19 protein-coding genes are annotated in these 20,689 nt (G+C 36.4%); 6 read left to right on the plus strand and 13 right to left on the minus strand.

What is annotated here, in order from left to right; genetic code table 11:
• Positions 1-172: 172 nt before the first annotated feature.
• Together LF20184_RS10020 and nagE are read right to left on the minus strand one after the other, a co-directional pair.
• Positions 173-853: a DUF4867 family protein gene (locus LF20184_RS10020; protein WP_010018633.1), complete on the minus strand. Its 681-nt coding sequence runs from the start codon at positions 851-853 to the stop codon at positions 173-175.
• Between the two features lie 157 nt (positions 854-1,010).
• Positions 1,011-2,987, minus strand: a complete 1,977-nt coding sequence (gene nagE / locus LF20184_RS10025) for an N-acetylglucosamine-specific PTS transporter subunit IIBC (protein ID WP_010018632.1) — start codon at positions 2,985-2,987, stop codon at positions 1,011-1,013.
• Positions 2,988-3,361: 374 nt separating this feature from the next.
• Here nagE and LF20184_RS10030 point away from each other — a divergent pair, with 374 nt between their 5' ends.
• Positions 3,362-6,016, plus strand: coding sequence for an HAD-IC family P-type ATPase (locus LF20184_RS10030; protein WP_010018630.1), 2,655 nt, complete (start codon positions 3,362-3,364; stop codon positions 6,014-6,016).
• A gap of 41 nt (positions 6,017-6,057) precedes the next feature.
• Here the strand turns inward: LF20184_RS10030 and LF20184_RS10035 are convergent, their stop codons facing one another.
• Positions 6,058-6,795 carry a winged helix-turn-helix transcriptional regulator gene (locus LF20184_RS10035; protein ID WP_010018629.1) on the minus strand — a complete coding sequence of 246 codons (738 nt, stop codon included), beginning with the start codon at positions 6,793-6,795 and terminating at the stop codon, positions 6,058-6,060.
• A gap of 377 nt (positions 6,796-7,172) precedes the next feature.
• Here LF20184_RS10035 and LF20184_RS10040 point away from each other — a divergent pair, with 377 nt between their 5' ends.
• The 4 genes from LF20184_RS10040 to pstB all read left to right on the plus strand — a co-directional run bounded on the left by LF20184_RS10040 (position 7,173) and on the right by pstB (position 10,765).
• On the plus strand, positions 7,173-8,078 hold the full coding sequence (locus tag LF20184_RS10040; RefSeq protein ID WP_010018628.1) for a phosphate ABC transporter substrate-binding protein PstS family protein: 906 nt from the start codon (positions 7,173-7,175) through the stop codon (positions 8,076-8,078).
• A gap of 76 nt (positions 8,079-8,154) precedes the next feature.
• The gene (pstC, locus tag LF20184_RS10045; protein ID WP_010018627.1) at positions 8,155-9,072 is read left to right on the plus strand and encodes a phosphate ABC transporter permease subunit PstC; all 918 of its coding nucleotides are present in this window, start codon (positions 8,155-8,157) and stop codon (positions 9,070-9,072) included.
• Positions 9,073-9,960 carry a phosphate ABC transporter permease PstA gene (gene pstA, locus LF20184_RS10050; protein ID WP_010018626.1) on the plus strand — a complete coding sequence of 296 codons (888 nt, stop codon included), beginning with the start codon at positions 9,073-9,075 and terminating at the stop codon, positions 9,958-9,960. It begins immediately after the preceding gene.
• A 10-nt stretch (positions 9,961-9,970) separates the two neighbouring features.
• Entirely contained in the window at positions 9,971-10,765 is a 795-nt protein-coding gene (pstB, locus tag LF20184_RS10055; RefSeq protein WP_010018624.1) for a phosphate ABC transporter ATP-binding protein PstB, read from the plus strand.
• 40 nt (positions 10,766-10,805) lie between these two features.
• Here the strand turns inward: pstB and LF20184_RS10060 are convergent, their stop codons facing one another.
• From LF20184_RS10060 to LF20184_RS10075, 4 genes are all read right to left on the minus strand, one after another.
• On the minus strand, positions 10,806-11,120 hold the full coding sequence (locus LF20184_RS10060; protein ID WP_010018622.1) for a hypothetical protein: 315 nt from the start codon (positions 11,118-11,120) through the stop codon (positions 10,806-10,808).
• Between the two features lie 87 nt (positions 11,121-11,207).
• Positions 11,208-12,968 carry a thiamine pyrophosphate-binding protein gene (locus LF20184_RS10065; RefSeq protein ID WP_010018621.1) on the minus strand — a complete coding sequence of 587 codons (1,761 nt, stop codon included), beginning with the start codon at positions 12,966-12,968 and terminating at the stop codon, positions 11,208-11,210.
• 115 nt (positions 12,969-13,083) lie between these two features.
• A complete protein-coding gene (locus LF20184_RS10070) occupies positions 13,084-14,013 on the minus strand; it encodes a DMT family transporter (protein WP_010018620.1) in 930 nt (309 codons plus the stop codon).
• Between the two features lie 92 nt (positions 14,014-14,105).
• Positions 14,106-14,351, minus strand: coding sequence for a hypothetical protein (locus LF20184_RS10075; RefSeq protein ID WP_010018619.1), 246 nt, complete (start codon positions 14,349-14,351; stop codon positions 14,106-14,108).
• Between the two features lie 140 nt (positions 14,352-14,491).
• Here LF20184_RS10075 and LF20184_RS10080 point away from each other — a divergent pair, with 140 nt between their 5' ends.
• Positions 14,492-15,148 carry a phosphatase PAP2 family protein gene (locus LF20184_RS10080; RefSeq protein ID WP_010018618.1) on the plus strand — a complete coding sequence of 219 codons (657 nt, stop codon included), beginning with the start codon at positions 14,492-14,494 and terminating at the stop codon, positions 15,146-15,148.
• Positions 15,149-15,180: 32 nt separating this feature from the next.
• Here LF20184_RS10080 and phnW read toward each other — a convergent pair whose 3' ends face one another.
• From phnW to LF20184_RS10110, 6 genes are read right to left on the minus strand one after another with little or no spacing between them, the layout of a single operon-like run.
• On the minus strand, positions 15,181-16,272 hold the full coding sequence (gene phnW, locus LF20184_RS10085) for a 2-aminoethylphosphonate--pyruvate transaminase (protein ID WP_010018617.1): 1,092 nt from the start codon (positions 16,270-16,272) through the stop codon (positions 15,181-15,183).
• Entirely contained in the window at positions 16,266-17,060 is a 795-nt protein-coding gene (gene phnX, locus LF20184_RS10090; protein ID WP_010018615.1) for a phosphonoacetaldehyde hydrolase, read from the minus strand. The genes phnW and phnX overlap by 7 nt, the downstream gene beginning before the upstream one ends.
• 17 nt (positions 17,061-17,077) lie before the next feature.
• Entirely contained in the window at positions 17,078-17,929 is an 852-nt protein-coding gene (locus LF20184_RS10095; RefSeq protein ID WP_010018614.1) for a PhnE/PtxC family ABC transporter permease, read from the minus strand.
• Positions 17,926-18,717: a phosphate/phosphonate ABC transporter permease gene (locus LF20184_RS10100; RefSeq protein WP_010018613.1), complete on the minus strand. Its 792-nt coding sequence runs from the start codon at positions 18,715-18,717 to the stop codon at positions 17,926-17,928. The genes LF20184_RS10095 and LF20184_RS10100 overlap by 4 nt, the downstream gene beginning before the upstream one ends.
• On the minus strand, positions 18,717-19,472 hold the full coding sequence (gene phnC, locus LF20184_RS10105) for a phosphonate ABC transporter ATP-binding protein (RefSeq protein ID WP_010018612.1): 756 nt from the start codon (positions 19,470-19,472) through the stop codon (positions 18,717-18,719). The genes LF20184_RS10100 and phnC overlap by 1 nt, the downstream gene beginning before the upstream one ends.
• Before the next feature lie 12 nt (positions 19,473-19,484).
• Complete coding sequence (locus LF20184_RS10110; RefSeq protein ID WP_010018609.1) at positions 19,485-20,528, minus strand: phosphate/phosphite/phosphonate ABC transporter substrate-binding protein; 1,044 nt, start codon at positions 20,526-20,528, stop codon at positions 19,485-19,487.
• Positions 20,529-20,689 lie beyond the last annotated feature (161 nt).

A 20,689-nucleotide genomic window follows, 5' to 3' on the forward strand; every position in this document is an offset into this window, starting at 1 on the left:
GTAGACTATACCTTTTGCCATTTTAGTAAATACATTTGTTTACTTTTGCGTACTAAAATTTTGTCTTTTTTTCAAAATAAAAAAGAATGTTATTAGATGCAGTTTCTTAACTACTAATCTAACAACATTCTCTTTTTATTTTTTGAGCAATTAAGCTAAATCTTAAAAATAATTACTTATCTAAAGGTGTCATTTCAATTAATTTACCTGTCAAACCAACTTCTACACCAATAGCAATCTTATCCTTTCGACTAGGATCTACTAATTGGAACTTGTTTTGTTTAACGATTCGTTTGTTGTCACTCTTGAAATCAGCAGGCAATTCTTCGTTTGAACCCTTGATCAAGATAACGATAATTGAGAATCCTGAGTCGTGAACCTTGATTGGTGCGTAATGTAGAGTCGTGCTATAGAATTCAACAACTGTTCCAGCAGGAACAAAGAAAATTTGACCATCTTCTGAAGGACTGTACTCACCCTTTGTATCAAGTGTTGAACGTTGTCCTAAAACCATGATGACATCAGTCAACATAATGTTTGTTTCGCTACCTTGGTGATATTCAATAGCTGAGAAGTTAGTTGATTGACCAGTACATTCACCTGCTTCAATTGGCATAAAGGCATAAATATCTTTACCCATTTCTTGAATTGCAGGAATCTTTTCAAGTTCTTTATTTGAAGGTGTGTAGAAATTACTTGGACTAGAAATCTTAACATTCTTATCCATGTAGTCTTTTACTTCACTAATATCGTATTTAGTATAAACTTTTCCATACTTCTTAAAATCAGGATCATCAATGGAGAGGATCTTGTAGTCTGGATTCTTTTTTTGGAAATCTTCTAATATACTCATGCTTTTCCCCCATGTTTGTTAATGTTCATTTCAAACATAATCTAACAGTTGTAAACGTTTTAGTCAATAGTAAAATTGAATTTTGAAACATAAAAAAAGCCCACAGAAACTGATTTCCGTAGGCTTTTAAGCGAGTTATGAAGGGTGAAAAAAACTATTATTTAGTTGTTGCTTTTAAAACAATTTGGTTCAATTCTGTTTTTTGATCTAAAACTCGATATTTCAAGTAAGCGACGTTTGGCATATTAGTGATAATCACCATCATGTCAGTCTTCTTATTAGCTTGAGTTATCTTGTCTAGGTCTACTTGTGCTAATTGATCGCCATGCTTAACTTGTTGACCAGCCTCAACTTTAATATCAAAGGGTTCACCTTTTAGTTGAACTGTATCGATTCCCATGTGAACTAAAACTTCTAAACCACTATCAGTTTTAATACCTAAAGCGTGCTTAGTTGGGAAAATACTTTCGATTGTCCCATCAACTGGAGCTACGATTTTTCCATCACTAGGAATAACTGCATAACCATCGCCTAGCATCTTTTGAGCAAAAGTTGGATCAGAAACTTCTTCGATATCTTCAACTTGTCCGTTAGCTACGCTATAGAAGGTATCGACTTGTCCAGATTTAACATCGCTGTCAGAAGTTGTTTGGGCTGGCTTGGCTGGTTTTGAATCAACAGCTTCAATTTTGGCATTTTGATCGAACAACTTCTTCAAATCATCAGCTACGAATTGAACTTCAGTTCCGACAATAATCTGGATGTTAGTTTTATCAAGAACATTCACACCAGAAACGCCGGCATCCATAATTTGAGATTTATTAGCGTTTCCTGTGTCATCTAATTGCAAACGTAAACGAGTTGTACAATTATCGATCACTTTAATATTATCGTGACCACCAATTCCGGCGTAAACCTTTTTGGCCATGACCATGTATTTATCATCAGAATCTGAAGTAGCAACTTCCTCAACTGGTGCATCATCAGTAGTTTTTTCACGACCTGGTGTCATTAAATTGAATTTCTTAATTGCAAAGTCGAATCCAAAGTAATAAATCACCGCCATTACTAATCCTTGAACTAATAACATGTAAGGCTTATTAGCAATTGGCATGTGGAAACTCAAAATATAATCGACTAACCCAGCACTGAACGTAAATCCAGCTGTCCAATGCATAAAGGCAGCAAAAGCCATCGACAATCCAGTGAAGATTGCATGAATCACATAAAGTGGCCAAGCGACAAACATGAAGGAGAACTCTAAGGGTTCAGTTACACCAGTAAAGAATGAGGCGAAGGCTCCAGCCAACATCAATCCGGCTGTAACTTTCTTCTTTTCTGGCAAAGCGTTCTTGTAAATTGCTAAAGCACCAGCTGGTAATCCAAACATCATCACTGGGAAATATCCAGCTAAGTACATACCGGTAATACCTTTAGTTCCTTTGTTGGCCCAAAAATTACCAATGTCATTGATACCGGCAATGTTAAATTCAAAGACTTGATTCAATGCTTGATGCAATCCGGTTGGAATCAACAAACGATTGAAGAAACCGAATAATCCAGCCCCGATCCAGCCTAAATTAACGATGAACTTACCAAATGAAATCAAGGCATCATACAATACTGGCCAGACGAACAGTAGAACAACTGAAACCAATAACATAACTAGAGTGGCTAAAATAGGTACTAAACGTTTTCCACTGAAAAATGACAACGCCATTGGCAACTTTGTCTCATGGAAACGATCGAACAAGGCCGCAGCAATCAATCCGGCAATAATACCGATAAAGACATTTCCAGCGATTGCATTGAAGGCTGGATTGACCGCACTAACTTTTATTCCTAATAATAAGGCTACTTGTTTTGGTGCTAATACATAGGTAGGAACTATATAAGCTACTACCCCGGCCATAGCAGCGGCACCGTCTTTGGCTTTGGACATCCCAAGTGATAATCCAACAGCAAATAATAATGCTAACTGGCCTAAAATAGCAGATCCACCGACTTGGAGGAATTGTGCTAACCCCCAATTTTGTGGAAGCCAGTGGCCAATTCCCTCAAGTAAAGCCGCCGCAGGTAAAACTGCCACTGGCAATTGAAGGGATCGACCCATTCTTTGAAGATAGGTTTTCATTTTCTATTTTTCTCCCTAAATAAAAAAAGTTTTTTTAACAACGTGACCAACAATACTGGTATACATCGATAATTGCAATAGTTTTGTGTATATTTTCTTGTATGTAAGCTGGTTAAACGTTTTCAATGCGTAATTGGACTAGATTAATTTATAATTGGTATATCCCGAATCGTTAAAATTAATACTCTTAAAGAAACTCTAATATTGACATGATATAGGTGAACCTGATATCTTTATTGATACAGATATTTGAGGGAGTGAACTTTAACTGAAAACGAATCTTATATATTTCTTCTATCGCATCCGTTGCTGAGTTTGGCACATTACTTTTATAGCAATGCGCTTTTTTTAACTCTAAAAACTAGGAGATGTCAATGAAAACTAAACCCTATCAGATAGGATTTAACGAAATAAAAGAAACATATAACACAAATGATTTTAAACAAGGACTTACAACTGACGAGGCTAAGAAACGTTTAGCTCAAAACGGTCCTAACAAATTAGAATCGCAGAAAACTCCAAAATGGAAGATTTTCTTGCGTCAATTCAACAATATGGTCATCTACGTCTTGATTGCCTCTACTATTATTACTTTATTGATGGGTCACTACTCTGACTCAATCATTATCGGCTTAGTAGTTGTTATCAATGCTATCATTGGTTATTACCAAGAATCCAATGCTTCTGATGCCCTAGAAAAGATTAAACAAATGTTGTCGATTGAAGCGACTGTCTATCGTGATGGTCAAAGAAAAGACGTCCCAGCCGAAGATTTAGTTGTCGGTGATACAGTCTTTTTAGAAGCTGGTGATAATGTCCCGGCTGATCTTCGAATCATCGACTCTGATAACCTACGTATCCAAGAATCCGCTTTGACTGGTGAATCTAATTCAGTTGAAAAAATCGATTCAAAACTTGATGGAGAAAACATTGCTTTAGCCGACCAACTCAATATGGCTTTTGCTTCGACCGCTGTTACTAACGGTAGTGGTAGTGGTGTCGTCGTTGCCACAGCTAAAGATACTGAAATTGGTAAAATCTCAACTGAAGTAAGTTCCGTTAAACAACGCAAAACTCCATTGATGCAAATTATCGATGGTCTAGGTACAAAAGTTTCCTACTTTATCGTGGCTGCTTCAATTTTGATTTTCATCATTGGACTAGTCTTCGATACTTATGCCCTACCCGTTTTAGCTTTGGCCGTAGTTGCCATGATGGTTGGCGCAATTCCAGAAGGTATGCCGGCTACGACTTCCGTTATTTTGGCTAAAGGCGTTAGCGACATGGCTAAGAAACAAAATACCATCGTCAAAACTTTGCCCGCAGTTGAAACTTTAGGTTCCGTTGACGTCGTTGCAACTGACAAGACTGGTACCTTAACTAAAAATGAAATGACCGTAACTGATATCTTAATCGGCGACCAAGAACTGCAAGTTAGTGGAACTGGTTATGAACCAACTGGTCAAATCACTCAAAATAATCAACCTGTAGAAATCACTCCAGAACTAAAGCTATTTTTAGAAGCTGGATACTACGCTAACGATACTAACTTATCGCATGAAAATGGTCAGTGGATCATCAATGGTGAGCCAACTGACGGAGCCTTCTTAACGCTCTATCATAAGGTTTTTGATTTTGAACAAAAGCCCGAATACGAAGAAGTCGATATTTTACCTTTCGACTCTGACTATCGTTACATTGGTAAATTGGTCAAGGATAAAGACAATCAACGAACACTTTTTGTTAAAGGTGCTCCAGATAAACTTTTGGATATGGCTAAGAAACAAGATTCTAACTTTAATTACGATTACTGGTTAAAAAAGATTCAACAATTCTCTGCTGAAGGTAAGCGTGTCATTGCTGTCGGCTATGAAAAACAAGCTCCAACAACCGACAAAGTTACTCATGAAATGATTGTCGATGGCTTGAATTTCTTAGGCGTCGTGGCGATCATTGACCCACCTCGTGAGGAAGTAATTGAGTCATTAAAAGTTATGCGTACTGCCGGTGTTCAAGTAAAAATGATCACTGGTGACAATGCCATTACTGCTAAGGCTATTGGTGAAAAACTTGGTCTAGCTGACGAAATAAACGCTATTACTGGTGTGGAATGGGACGCTTTATCAGACGATGAAAAAATCATTGCGGCTGATAAGAACCAAGTTTTTGCTAGAACCACTCCAAGTAACAAACTTGAAATCATCGAAGCCTTGCAAAAGAACAATAAGGTCACTGCCATGACTGGTGACGGTGTCAACGATGCTCCCGCCTTAAAACGTGCCGATATCGGTGTCGCTATGGGTATCAAGGGAACTGACGTTGCAAAGGATTCCGCCGACATGATTTTGACCGATGACAACTTTGCAACAATGTCTTCTGCTATTAAAGAAGGTCGTCGAATCTTCGATAATATCAAGAAGAGTATTTTGTACCTATTACCTATCTCCTTTTCTGAAGGTTTGATCGTAGCTTATGCTATCTTGACCAAACAAGAGATTCCATTGCAGCCTTCACAATTACTGTGGATCAACATGGTATCTGCCATCACTATTCAATTTGCCTTGATTTTTGAGCCAGCCGAAGAGGGAATCATGACTCGTAAGCCACGTAAAACTGGTAGCAAATTAATGAATCGTCACGATATTTTCCAAATGACCTACGTAGCGATTCTGATTGCAGCGGTCAGTTTGATCATCGATACTTACCTCAACAACATCGGTGTCAGTGATGCCATTTCAAGTACAACCATGGTCAACACTTTAATCCTAGGTAAGATTTTCTACCTATTTAATATCAGAACTCCAAAATTTGCACTATCAAAAGAACTCTTCTCTAACTCCAAAGTCTTCGTATTCGTTGGCTTGATGTTATTGCTACAACTGTTCTTAACTTACGTACCATTCATGCAAAAGATCTTCTACACTGGCAACATTGGTTTAGTCGAATGGGGCATGGCAATTGTCGCTGGTGCAGTAGTCCTCTTGATTACTGAAATCGACAAAATGATCCGTTTAAAAATTAATAGATAATACCAAAAAGCGTCCGCTAAAATTTTATAGCGAACGCTTTTTTAGCTTTCAGATACTAGCGGATATTTATTATCCAAAACGTACCCAAAACCTCGAACTGTTTTAATGCAATTTTGTGACTGTGACCTTTCGGCTAATTTATCACGCAAATGGCTAATGTGGATATCGACTGTTCGACTGGAGCCTATCGAATCATACCCCCAGACACCTTCCAAAAGTTGATCTCGACTCATCACCTTGCCCCGATGTTGAATCAAATACCAGAACAAACTGAATTCTTTAGGAGTCAGACCGATATCATAGCCATTGTGTGTGACACGATAATGTTTAAAGTCAATCACGATATCATTGTACTTAATAGTATTTTTCTTAGAATTTCTTTTAATTGGATGTTTTTCTCTTCTAATTGAGAACTTATTGTAAACCCAAAACAATTGCTTAACCTTCGCAACTAATTCGGGATATTCAAATGGCTTAGTGATGAAGCTATCGATATTAATGTTGTAAAACAAAGAACGTCTTTTTTTCTCTTTTGCAGGAGCTAGAACAATGATAGGACCTGAAATCTTATTACGTAAAGATTTTAAGATCTTAATGGAACTATTCAAATCTGTAATCGTGAAATCCCACAATAATCCTGCAATTTTTTCTTCTTCAGCTAACTTTTCTACTTCTTGAGGATCAGTAATATTTTGAAGAAACCAGCCTTGTTTATTAAAGCTTCGATTGATTTCTATAAATAGTGGTAGTTTATTACTCAACAATACTAGCGGTTGCATGTACTCGACTTCCTTCCAAATCCTTAATATCGAATTTTTCATCTTTACAATACTAAGGAATCTTTACATGAGGTTTCCTGAAACAAACACTAACTGTAGCTACATCACAATTTGATTATAGCAATGTAAATAATGGTGGTCATTTACAATAGCCAAATTCGGTATTGTATTTCAATATATACATTTACAAATGTTGTTATATTGCTATATTTAAGTGTTTCAGGTCACCTTTTTAGTCTACAAAGCAAATGTATATTTTTTTCACAACTTTACAAAACTTTTACATTAAATAAACATTATATATACACGTCACCTTTATCTTTATAAGTGTTAGGTAAATGATTTTATCAATACGAATCTGAATAGGGGTTTTAGAAATGAAAAAGAAAACTATTATTTCATTAGTATTAGGTTTCGCTGCTTTAATGCTCGTTCTAACTGGTTGCGGTAATGGGAATAGCAAAACCAGTGCTACTTCAAAGAGCGACAGCAACACAACTTCTGGCAAGATTACAGCCGTTGGATCAACTGCTTTGCAACCACTAGTTGAAAAAGCTGCTGCTAACTTCCAAAAGGATAACAAAAAAGTTGACATCACTGTTCAAGGTGGTGGTTCTGGTACTGGTTTGAGCCAAGTTCAAGATAAATCAGTTACAATCGGTAACTCAGATATCTTCGCCGAAGAAAAAGATGGCGTTGATGCTAAGAAGCTTGTTGACCACAAGGTTGCCGTTGTTGGTATGGCTCCAGTAGTTAACAAAGATGCAAATGTTAAATCATTATCAATGGATCAAGTAAAACAAATCTTTACTGGTAAGATCACTAATTGGAAAGAAGTCGGCGGTAAAGACGAAAAAATCACTGTTGTTAACCGTGCCAAAGGTAGTGGTACTCGTGCAACATTTGAAGCAGCTGTTCTAAAAGGTGCTGAAGCTGTTAAATCACAAGAACAAGATTCAAATGGTACAGTTCAAAAAATCGTTGAAAGCACACCAGGTGCTATTAGTTACCTAGCTTTCTCATACATTACTGATAAAGTACAAGCAGTTTCAATCGACAAAGTACAACCTACTGACGAAAATGTTGAATCAGGCAAGTGGAAGATCTGGTCATATGAACATATGTACACTAACGGCAAAGCTGAAGGTGCTACTGCTAAGTTCCTTGATTATATGAACTCTAAAGATGTTCAAAGCTCACTTGTTAAAGACATGGGTTACATCAGTATTCACAATATGAAGGTTCAAAAAGATTCTAAAGGAACAGTTAGCGACATTAAATAACTGAAAAGAGAACTTCAACCTTGCCCAATCTTGGTCGAGGTTCTTTTTTTATATTTTTATACAGGAGGTTCTCCCTATGGATGATATTCAAAAAAAATTACAAACAAAATCTAAGGCCACCTTCCAAGATTACTTTGGTAAAGGAATCTGTTACGTCTGCATTGGTTTAATCATTTTATTAGTTACTTGTATTCTCTACTTCATTGCTTCTAAAGGTTTAGCTACCTTTACACAAAACCATATAAACGTCTTTGATTTCTTAACTAAAACAAATTGGAATCCTGGTGCTACCGATGCTAAAGGACATCCCGATATTGGTGCTCTACCAATGATCGTCACTTCTTTTAGCGTCACTTTATTAGCTGCATTACTAGCAACACCCTTTGCTTTAGGAGTTGCCATCTTTATGGCCGAATTTTCCAGCAAACGTGGTAGCAAGATCCTTCAACCAGTTATTGAACTACTAGTTGGTATCCCTTCTGTCGTTTATGGATTCATCGGCTTGTCAGTTATCGTTCCCTTTATTAGAGGTATTTTCGGTGGAACTGGATTTGGTATTCTTTCAGGTACTTTAGTCCTCTTCGTCATGATTTTACCCACGATAACATCTCTATCAGTCGACAGTTTAAATGCCGTCCCACTTTTCTACCGTCAAGCTTCACTAGCCCTTGGAGCTACTAGGTGGCAAACTATCTACAAAGTTGTTTTAAGAGCTGCTGTTCCGGGTATTTTGACAGCCATTATTTTCGGAATGGCTCGAGCTTTTGGTGAAGCTTTGGCCGTACAAATGGTTATCGGTAATGCAGCATTATTGCCTAAAAACCTAGTTTCACCTGCATCAACTTTGACTAGTAAATTAACTACTGATATCGGTAATACCGTCATGGGAACTTTACCCAACAACGCACTTTGGTCATTAGCCTTGATTCTTTTATTGATGTCCTTGATTTTAAACATGCTAGTTAAATTCATTGGAAAGAGAGGTCGTTTCTAAATGAATGCTAAAAAATACGATCATCTAGCCACAGGCATTATCTATGCTTTAGTCGTGGCGGTTATTTTAATCTTAGTTGCCATTTTAGGTTACATTTTGTTCAATGGTGTGCCTGATATTTCCTGGCATTTCCTAACTTCTGCTGCTCAATCATTCAGCGCTGGCGGTGGAATTAGAGATCAACTCTTCAATTCGCTTTACTTATTAGTACTAACAATTATTGTTTCCTTGCCAATCGGTTTGGGAGCAGGAATTTATTTATCCGAATATGCTAAAGATAACTGGTTTACTGATTTGATCAGAACTAGTGTCGAAGTATTAAGTTCTTTGCCTTCAGTCGTAGTTGGATTATTCGGCTACTTGCTATTCGTTATCAAATTGAATCTTGGTTTCTCAATTCTTTCTGGTGCCATTGCTCTAACTTTCTTCAACTTGCCCCTCTTAACTAGAAATATTGAAGAATCACTTCGAAGCGTACCAGATTTACAAAGAGAAGCCGGAATGTCTCTAGGTCTATCTAATTGGAAAACTACTACAAAGATTGTTTTGCCTGCTGCTTTACCTGGTATCTTAACTGGTTTGATTCTTAGTGCCGGAAGAATCTTTGGTGAAGCTGCCGCTTTAATTTATACTGCTGGTCAAAGTGCTCCTACTGTTGATTACACTAACTGGAATATTTTTTCTAGTTCTAGCTTTTTGAATCCTATGCGTCCAGCTGAAACCTTAGCAGTTCACATTTGGAAAGTTAATACTGAAAGTGTTACTCCGGATGCTCATTTGATTTCTAGTGCTTCTTCTGCTGTGTTAATTATCGTTATTTTGATTTTCAACCTAGGAGCCCGTTTCTTAGGAAACCAACTCTACAAAAAAATTACTGCTACGAAATGAGGTCTCATCTTTGAAAGAATACAATTTAAACGAATCCTTTATAACTAACATTGCAGAAGAAAAGGCACTTACAACTCAAAATCTACAAGTATACTATGGCGACAATCATGCAATTTTCGATGCTAATCTCGAATTTCCACGCTTCGAGATCACTGCCCTGATTGGTGCTTCTGGTTGTGGTAAATCAACTTTCTTACGTTGCTTGAATCGCATGAATGACAAACGTGCTCGAGTTGACGGCGAAATAATGTATCGTAACCTCGATATCAATTCACCAAAAATCAACGTTTACGAAGTTAGAAAGCATATTGGAATGGTGTTTCAAAGACCTAACCCATTTGCCAAATCCATTCGTGAAAACATCACCTTTGCCTTGAAGAACGCTGGTATTACTAAAAAAGAAACTCTAGAACAACGCTTGGAACAAAGTTTAAAAGATGCAGCCCTTTGGGACGAAGTAAAAGATGATCTTGATAAAAGTGCTCTAGCCTTATCTGGTGGTCAACAACAACGTCTTTGTATCGCTCGTTCAATCGCTATGCATCCCGATATCTTGTTGCTAGACGAACCAGCCAGTGCTTTGGATCCAATCTCCACTTCAAAGATTGAAGAAACACTCGAAACTTTAAAAAAGGATTATACAATCATCATCGTTACACACAATTTGCAACAAGCTTCTCGTATTAGTGATTACACTGCTTTCTTACATCTAGGTCATATTATCGAATACAATACGACCGCAAATGTCTTCACTAAGCCTAAAATGCAAGCCACTGAAGATTACGTTTCTGGTAACTTTGGTTAAAAAAATGGTAGCCATTCAATTTTGAATGAACTACCATTTTTTATTTTCTCAAAACTAATTCATACTCATTAGTTTGATCAGTTTTTTTAATAATATATTCTTTGACAATAACATGCTTTGTATCTTCGCGTTGTTTCTTAGCTTCACTCATAAACTTGCGGTGGACCCAATGGTTAAAGCCAGTTACTAAACCCATCCAGCCAGCAGTTGTAGCAATTGACCATTCAGCTCCACTGCCCATTACTTGTTCACGATGAATTTCATCACAAAATTCAAAAGCAGCTTGTTTAACTATAAAATTGTTTTTTCTATCATCGATAGCTTTTTTTAAATCCTCTAAATTATTAATTTCCATTTAATTACCTCATAAAAAAATAAAAGACGAAATAAATTTATCCCATCTTTTATTCTACTTGTTTATCGGTAATTTCGATAGTTTGATTTAGTCATTATCGCCTTGAGCTCTCAGAATTTCTCCTAAGGATGGTTGTTCTTTAACGTCAATGTGATACTTCTTAGCATAAGCATCGACAGCTTCTTGACCATATAGTTTTGGATCCAGTGGCATAAAGGCTGTAGCAACCGGATCATCTTGTTTGATAACAGCGTTGACTACGATTGGCTTCTTGTTGCCACTGTCTTGCAATTCTTTAATTTTGGCAAAGGCTTCATCGGCATCTTTGATTGATTGAACGGTAAAGCCAATTCCACCTAAACCTTCGGCAACTTTGGCCCAATCAGCACCAGTCAAATCAACCCCGTACAAATGTTGTTTGGAAGCCACTTGCTCATAATAAATGAAACCTAAACGCTCATTTGAAAGAACTACATTAATTACTGGCAAACCATATCTAGCTTCAGTAATAATATCTGGAGCCACCATTGAAAAACCACCGTCACCTGACAATGTCCACGCTTGTCCTTCAGGTACACTCAAAGCTCCGGCAATTCCAGCAGGTAGACCAAAGCCCATCGTGGCAAACAAACCTGACAAAGCAAAACGTTGATTATGATTCATTGGTAACCCTCGGACACCAAATTCCGAAACGTTGCCGGTATCGACACCATAAGTATCATTAGGACCAGCCATTTCAGCAATCTTCTTTGTGACAGTCTCGGGATTCAAGCCGTGACTATCATCTGCAGCCAATTTATCTAACCACTTATCCCAGTTAGCTTTATTTTCCTGATTAGCTTTCAACCAAATACCTGCTGGTAAAGTCTCCTTAGTATCAATCAAAGCTTGTAAATAACTCTTAGCATCAGCAATTACGGCGTAGTCGACATCGATAGTTTTCCCAATATCGTAAGGATTGTTATTAACGTCAATAATTTTGACACCTTCTGGCCAAAATCTGGCAAATGGAAATTCTGAACCGATGAATAGAATCAAGTCTGTATGTTGCAAAGCTTCAAAACCTGATTTGCTTCCCAAACGTCCAAAAGTTCCGATAAAGTTTGGATGATCAGTACTGATAACACCAGTAGCGGGAACAGTATTCATCACTGGAATATTGAATTGTTCTGAAAACTTCGTCAAAACTTCCTTAGCTCCCAATAAACCACGACCAGCATAAACTAGTGGATGCTTAGCTTCTTTGAGTAGTTTCAAAGTGTTATCGACATCTTTTTGATCAATTTTTTGTGAATAATTATTTTTAACAATTTTAGGAGTTTTAGCAGGTACATAGTCAATCTCTTCAGTCGTCAAATTTTCTGGCAAAATTACTACTGCTACACCATTTTGACGATAAGCTTCACGAATTGCTTGATTGATTACGTAAGGAATTTGTTCAGAAGTCGTAACGGTACGATTGTAAACTGCCACATCCTCAAACATTGGTCCCTCATCCATTTCTTGGAAATAATTGGTGTTCATATTTTCTTGAGGAACTTGTCCTACCAAAGCTAAAACGGGAACGTGATCCATTTTGGCATCATACAAGCCATTGAACAAGTGCGTTGCCCCAGGGCCAGCAGAGCCAAAAGCGACACCAATTTTTCCAGTAAACTTAGCATCAGCTGAAGCAGCAATGGCACCCACTTCTTCATGACGAACTTGAATATATTTGATTTTATCTTTTTCCAAATACAAACCTTCAACAGTATGATTGATGGAACCACCGGGTACACCGTAAATATGGTCAACGCCCCAATCCTCTAGAACTTTTACTAAAGCCTGTCCAGCTATCATTTTTGTCATAATTACACTTTCTCTCTTTTTTAGTGGGTTTATTGTTTACCCTTGTAAACGCTATCATCGAATACTTTTACAAAAAAATCAAATAATCTTTCTTGTTAAAACTTTAACTTGTTACTTATAAAAGTCGGATAATAATTACACCAAAAATCATAATTAATAAACTCATTATTTGTGCAAAAGTAATGGGATTTTTAGTTGAATTAAACCAACCAAATTGATCTATCAATAAACTGCCGACAATTAATCCTACTAAAACGATTACCACCGCCAAGCCAGTACCGATTTTTGGTACCAAATAAACATTTCCTAAAACAAATAGTGCCCCTATAAATCCTCCTAACCAAATCCACCAAGGAGTATCTTTATTTTTTTGAAAACTCAAATTGGGATGAATTATTGTAACAATAATAATTAACGAAATTGTCCCAACAAAAAATGAAACAAAAGCGGCTTTAACTGAAGAATTCAAAACAATTCCTAAATGTCCATTGATAGCTGTCTGCGTGGCACTAAACATTCCCATCACAATTCCAATTAAGCGATAAAACCATAGATTATTGGATTTTTCAGGCACAAATTTCTTGTGACGATATACGATTATTTGATTGATGGACACGGCTCCTATTACACCAATAACTACTAAAATAGCTCCGACAATTCTACTCCAATTCAGTGGTTGAACTAACGAACCAAATAAACCAAAATTATCGATTATTAATCCCATGATTATTTGCCCCAAAATCGGCATGATCACAGTCTGTACGCTACCTAGTTTTGGAAATAAAAGAATATTTGAAGTTAAATAGATTACCCCCAATAAACCGCCTATCCATAGCCAAAACGGTTCTTTTCCAAATAAATTAAGAGGAAAAAGAAGCGATTTATCAATGAGTAACGTAATTAATGCCAAAAATAATGTTCCTAACGAAAATGAAATCAGTGAAGCCACAAAAGGCGACCCCACTGAGACCTTTAATCGGGAATTAATACTCGTTTGCATCGGTAAGCCAATTCCAATTATCAAACCAATTAATATCGTTAACATTTTTTCACCTTCACATCTTTAATATAAGTTTTAGTATTTTTAAACGAAATTTTTTTGATTAAAAAAAGCAGGACAAATTGTCCTGCTCCAAATTAATTATTAAAGAATTGTGATATGACTAAGAAAACTATCCCACCTACAATTACCCCGATACCAATAATTAAGTAGTTCCATAATCCTAATACCCCTAAAAGAATTAAGATAATCCCAATTATTGGATGATGAAGCAAAGCAATCCCGGTTTTAATAAATAACCAAATAATAACTAAGATTGCCACTCCAATAGCAATTAGTAAAGGTGCCGAGCTACTTGAGCTGGCCGCCATTAATGTGAGCATCTTACGCCTCCTTTTTAGTAAAACCGATTATATCATGTTAATAATATTTAAGGAAATTATTTCAAACTTTATAATAAAAAACTTTTATTTTCATGAAAAAAATATTACAATCAAGGCTTAAAGAAAAAGGAGCGCTTATTTTGATATTCAAAAAAAATCCCTCTCGAAAATGGTTGGCGCTTAGTTATATCATCGTGTTCTTTTTACTAGAATTGATGATTGTAACTAATAGCCAAATCACTTCGAATTTTGACTATTCAATCCAAAACTTACTAGCTCACATCACTAACAGCACTAATAATAAAATTTTTGAATTTATCACGCTTTTGGGTAAACCCGTAATGGATGCATTTTATTTAATACTCATCATTGTCTTCCTATGGTTTGCTAAACGTAAAAAGAGTGCTTTGTGGCTAGGATCTGTTTTAATATCAGGTAATATCATTGCCTTCTTAGTAAAAATCACTGTTAGAAGAACGCGCCCTACAGGAAAAATCATTCCTGCGACTGGATATAGTTTTCCCAGTGGTCACGTCTTTGGCACTACTCTAGTTATCTTGGCTATTATTTTGTTCATCTTGCCTTATCTAAAGAATCAATCATTTAATTGGATCTACAAAACCATCTTGATTCTTTGGTTGATACTAGTTGCCATCTCTAGAGTTTATTTACATGGACATTTTCCAACCGATGTAATTGGTAGCGTCCTACTTGCTGGGGCTTGGTGGGAAAGTAGTGAATTACTATATTTACGATATTTTACAGACAGATCAAAAATTGATATTCCAATCGAATAAAAAGGACTTGGCAGATTGCCAAGCCCTTTTTATTATCCAGTAATTTCTTTAATTGCTAGTAGCAACTTAGTAATGTCTTCATCATAAACTTCACCGATGTTACCAATTCTAAATGTTGGAACTTGTGATATCTTACCTGGATAGATCACAAATCCATCTGATTTTAATTGTTGATAAAATGCATGGAAATCAAAATCATCCGTTGGATAAATAAAAGATGTAATGATTGGTGATTGGAACTTTTCATCGATCAAAACCTTAAATCCAAGTTCTTCCATACCCTTAGCAAGATGCTTTTGATTATTTGTATAACGTTGATGGCGAGCTTCTACGCCGCCTTCTTCTTTTAGCTCTTTAAGAGCTTCATAAAAGGCATGAACAACATGAGTTGGTGAAGTGAATCTCCACTTACCATTGTTACGTTCCATTTCAATGTATTGACCATAAAGATCTAAAGATAGAGTTCTTGCCATACCTTTAGTATTCTCCAAAACTTCTTTTCTGGCAATCACAAAAGAAAATCCTGGTACACCTTGAATACATTTATTAGAACTACTAATCAAATAATCAATTTTATTAGCTTTAACATCAATTGGAATACCGCCAAAACTACTCATAGCATCTACAATTGTTGTAATTCCTCTGCCACTAACATAAGGAATGATATCTTCAATTGGATTCAAAATTCCGGTTGTAGTTTCACAGTGGATCATTGCAAAATGTGTCACACCGGGATTGGCATCCAAACATCTTGTAACTTCTTCCAAAGTAATTGGTTGTCTTTCATCAACGACTAAATCGACATGATTGATACCATAGATATCAGCCATTTCACCAATACGCTTACCGTAAGCACCATTCATGGCAATCAATAAAGTATCATCGTCTGAAATTGTAGAACTGATTACTGATTCAACACCGTAAGTTCCACTACCTTGGATAGGAACAGCAGTATATTCTTCGTCGTTTACTTGGGCAACCTCCAAAAGCGAATGGCGAAATGATTGAGTAATTTTCTTATAATCATCATCCCAAGTACAGTAATCAAAATCCATTGCTTGTTTTACTTCTTCACTAGTTGTTAAAGGTCCAGGGGTTAAGAGTAAATAATTTTTTTCTACCATTTTTTATCCATCGATTCATTTAAATATTCTACAATTTGGACTAAATCCAAAATGCTATCAATTACAAAATCAGCATTCACTGATTCAAACTTACGTTTAACTTCGTTACGTTTAGCAATTTGTTCTTCATTGTTCAATTCATCAAATTCAACCTGTGTTAATCCCATCAAACTGCTTCCTTCAACTATCCCAACTGTTTTGACACCAGCGTTTTGACCTTCTTCAATGTCTACCAAAGTATCCCCAACTTTAATAATCTTTTTAGGATCACTGATATTGAATTTTTGCATGATGAACTGGATCATTGCTGGTGATGGTCTACCAGCTCCGTCAACATCTTCAGAAGTCACCACTAACTCAGGAGTATAGCCACGATCAGCAGCTTTTTCTTGAACTATTTTCATCATTTCGGCAGTATATCCTGTTGTCGTAGCAACCTTGATACCATATTCCTTCAGATAGTTGAAAGTCTTCAAGACGCCAGTTTTTAAATCAGTGTCTTCTCTCAAATAATGTAGCAACGATTGTTGAAAGTCTTCGTAGATTTTCTTACGATCATCATCCGTTGGCAACTTGGAATACATTTCTTTCCATTGCTGTTTGACATCATCTAGTTCCAATATCTTTCCGATATGGTCCCATTTAGCCATCCCCATATCACGACGAATTTCATCATCTGTCAATGAAATTCCTGCGTTTTTAAAGGCCTTTTTAAATGCAATGACAGGTGCCAAACTACCGTAATCAACGGTTGTTCCTGCCCAATCAAATATAACTGCTTCAATCATAAAATTTTTCTCCCTAATTAACGGTCTAAGTACATTTGACGAATTTTAACCGCTATAAACTCAAGTACAAATGTTACGAAAATAACTAGATAAACGATCAATCCTGTCTCGTGGAAATCAAAACTCATCCCACTAGCAACGAACAGTTGATAACCAATTCCACCAGCACCGGCGGCAGCACCAACAGCAATCGCATTAGCAAAATTAATTTCTAGACGAATGAACGTCCATGAGACAAACGAGGCAATAATAGTGGGCCAAATTGCTTGGAAGACAACTACCCAAAATTTTGCTCCCGTCACTTTCAATGATTCAATTGTCGACTTATCAATTCCTTCAATACTCTCTGAATATGCTTTAGTTAAGTAAGCCACACTGTGGAAACTTAATCCTAAAACAGCCGCTGTAGTACCTAGTCCACAAATAATAGAAAAGATCAGCGCCCAGATGATGGTTGGAATTGCTCGCACAATTGCCATAACTATTCTTATTCCGGCTCCCAAATACGCATTAGTTAAGTTCTTAGATGCCAAAACAGCAAAGAAGAATCCAAAAACCGCACCAATAATTGTTGTTAAAATTGAAAGTAATACACTGCTGGCTAAAGCCTGTAGTAAAGGCATAAAACCATCAGTTCCAGCACTAGGCTGTAAAAACATTTGTTGCAAATTAGTACCTAATTCCTTAAAAGCAGTGTTCAATTGAATTCCCGCTGCGTCTAAGTGCATTAATGTGTAACCAGTAATAATTACCAAACTGGCAAAAACAACTGCAATCATCGTTCTAGAAAGACTATTTTCATGTAACTTGATTTCAGGTGATTTTGGTGATTTAGGTTGTTGAATTATTTGTTCATCAGTATTGATCATAAAATCACCCTCCTAATTTGATTGGAAATAGTTTCTAGAGCAATAACTACGATAATAATTGCTAAAACGGTCATCCCTGCAGCATCGTATCGGAAACTCTTGAAATAAACATCAAAGATAAAACCGATTCCTGTACCTGTCAAAATACCAACTAAAGTTGCATCACGAACATTATTTTCAATCATGTAAAGAATCCAACTTAAAATACTTGGTAAAATCTGTGGTAAAACTGCTTGGAAAATAACTTGGAAATAACTTGCTCCAGTGGCTTTCAAAGCTAACATTGTCTCACTAGCTTCGTCTTCAATAATTTCCATAAAAGCACGGATCAAATACCCGATAGATAGTAATAGCAGTGCTAAGAAACCGGTAAAATCACTTTGCTTAAATGAGAACAAGAGAATCATTGACCAGGCTACTAACGGAATATTTCTGAAGAAAGATGCGATTCCTCGGACAATTGTCTGAACTGTTCCGTTAATTCCTGTAACCTTAGAACCCAATAGAGCAACAAAGATAGAAATTGCTGACGCTACTACTGTTGAAGCAATCGCTAAAAGAACTGTTTGTAGCAATTTTTGCCAAATCTTAGGTAAGAATTCCGTTGAACTAGCTGTTGGTTTGAAATTAACTCCTAACCAAGCAAAAGCTCTGGGAATTGCAGTAAAACCGGCTAGATTATCAAAGCTCAGGAGCCAACTAGCGAATATATAAATAACGCCAATAATTGCGATAATCGCTGTCTGATGCCATCCTTTGCGTTTTAAAAAGTTTGTAGGAGATTGCATTATTCAAGCTCCTTTGTAATATCTTGATCATAAAGAGTCCTCAAAATATCTTCTGACAATAAATCAGCATCTTCATCAAAGACTAAATGTCCTTTTCTAATGCCGATAATTTGATCAGCATATTTTTTTGCCATATTGATCTGATGCAAATTAGCGATACAAATCAAATTGTACTCATCAGTCAATCTCTTCAGTAATTCCATGACATTTTGTGCAGAGGCCGGATCCAGAGAAGCAATCGGTTCATCACAGAGAATAACCTTTGGATGTTGAATCAATGATCTGGCAATCCCAACACGTTGTTTTTGACCACCACTCAATTCGGAACATCTCTTTAAAGCAAATTTCTCTAAACCAACTTTTTTCAAAAGAGACATTGCTTCTTCTTTTTCCTCTTGAGTATATCTACCAAAAACACCCGCCAATGTTGACTTATAACCTAATCGACCGTGTAAAACATTTTCAATAACCGTTAATCTTTCAACCAGATTATAATTTTGAAAAACCATTCCAATTTGACGGCGGAATTTACGTAGTTGCTCTTTGTTAGCCGTACGAATGTCTTTGCCATCCAAAAGGATTTGACCATCATCATCTTTGATCAATTGATTTAAGCTTCTTAAAATTGTTGTCTTACCAGCACCAGAAGGTCCAATGATTGCAACAAAGGTTCCTGGTTTAATGTCGAAAGAAATGTCTGTCAAAGCTGGCTTGTCTTTCTCGTAACTCTTTTGTAAATTCTTAACCTCTAACATAAGATACCTCTCTTATTTACCAACTAGTTCATGTGTAGGTTTGTACCAGTCATCATCAACTTTTAGAAGAATTGTCTTGTCACTCTTCTTTTGCCATAGTGTTGGTGTCTTACCTTTACCATCTGAGAATAGACCCTTTGTTTCTGTAAATTCTTTAGTTGTGAAACGTTTTGTAATAGCATCGATATCTTTCTTGCTCAATGCTCCTGAGTTAACTACGAAAGGTCCATTTTGAACTGGCAATACTGATAGGTTAACTAATTCCTTACCCTTGAATTCTGCAAATGGTGCTTCTGCATCGTCACGAACTGTAAATGTTGAACCAACTTTATCGTAACTACCTTCTGTAACTTTCAAGAATGGTGTTAAATCACCATCGTCAAATGCAGCAACGTCGGCGTCACCCTTTAGTAAGTTAATAGCTGAACCTGGGTGAGTTGTTCCATACAATACCTTGCTGAAGAACTTGCCACCTTCTGATAATTCGTCTTTGTTCTTTAGTTTGAAATGTTTTGCAATTTCATCTGTTGGTACGGCAAAACCTGATGTTGAACTAGCTGAAACGAATGAAATCTTTTCACCCTTGATCTTATCGATATTGTACTTGCCATCTTTTTTGTATTGATCGGCTTTATCTTTTTGAACCATTAGATATGAACGGTAACTTGCACCCTTTGTAGTTCCATCTGGACCTGATTGTAGAAGCAAAGGAACAACTTTTTTGTTTTGAGCATGTGCTTGAATATAACCATCGGCACCCATGAATGCCAATTGTGCTTTACCTGAAGCAATGGCAGCAATCGCTACGTTGTAATCAGTTGTTGTTTGAATGTTGATCTTCTTACCTGTAGCCTTGTGTAATTCTTCTTGCAAAGCTTTACGTGATGCAGTGAAATTCTTAGCTGATTCGTTTGGATAGAAAACCATTGTGATTTCCTTATTGTCCTTACTACCAGCTTTTGGTGAAGCTGAACTATTTGATGAACAACCCGCTAATACCCCTGCGAGTAATAAAAATACCCCTAAAATAGCGGTTAAAAATCGCCCTTTTTTCATAGATAAATCCCAACTTTCTGTTTGTTTTTTTCGAGCAACATAAGAGTAACAAACGAATGTAAAATAAAAATATATTTTCTGTAAAATAATTAGATATAACATTTACATTCTTTATACATTTTTTATACAAATAAATGGGCTATAATGAAATTGAAAAAAAT

It is taken from the genome of Companilactobacillus farciminis KCTC 3681 = DSM 20184 (assembly GCF_002706745.1).
GTDB classification, from domain to species: domain Bacteria; phylum Bacillota; class Bacilli; order Lactobacillales; family Lactobacillaceae; genus Companilactobacillus; species Companilactobacillus farciminis.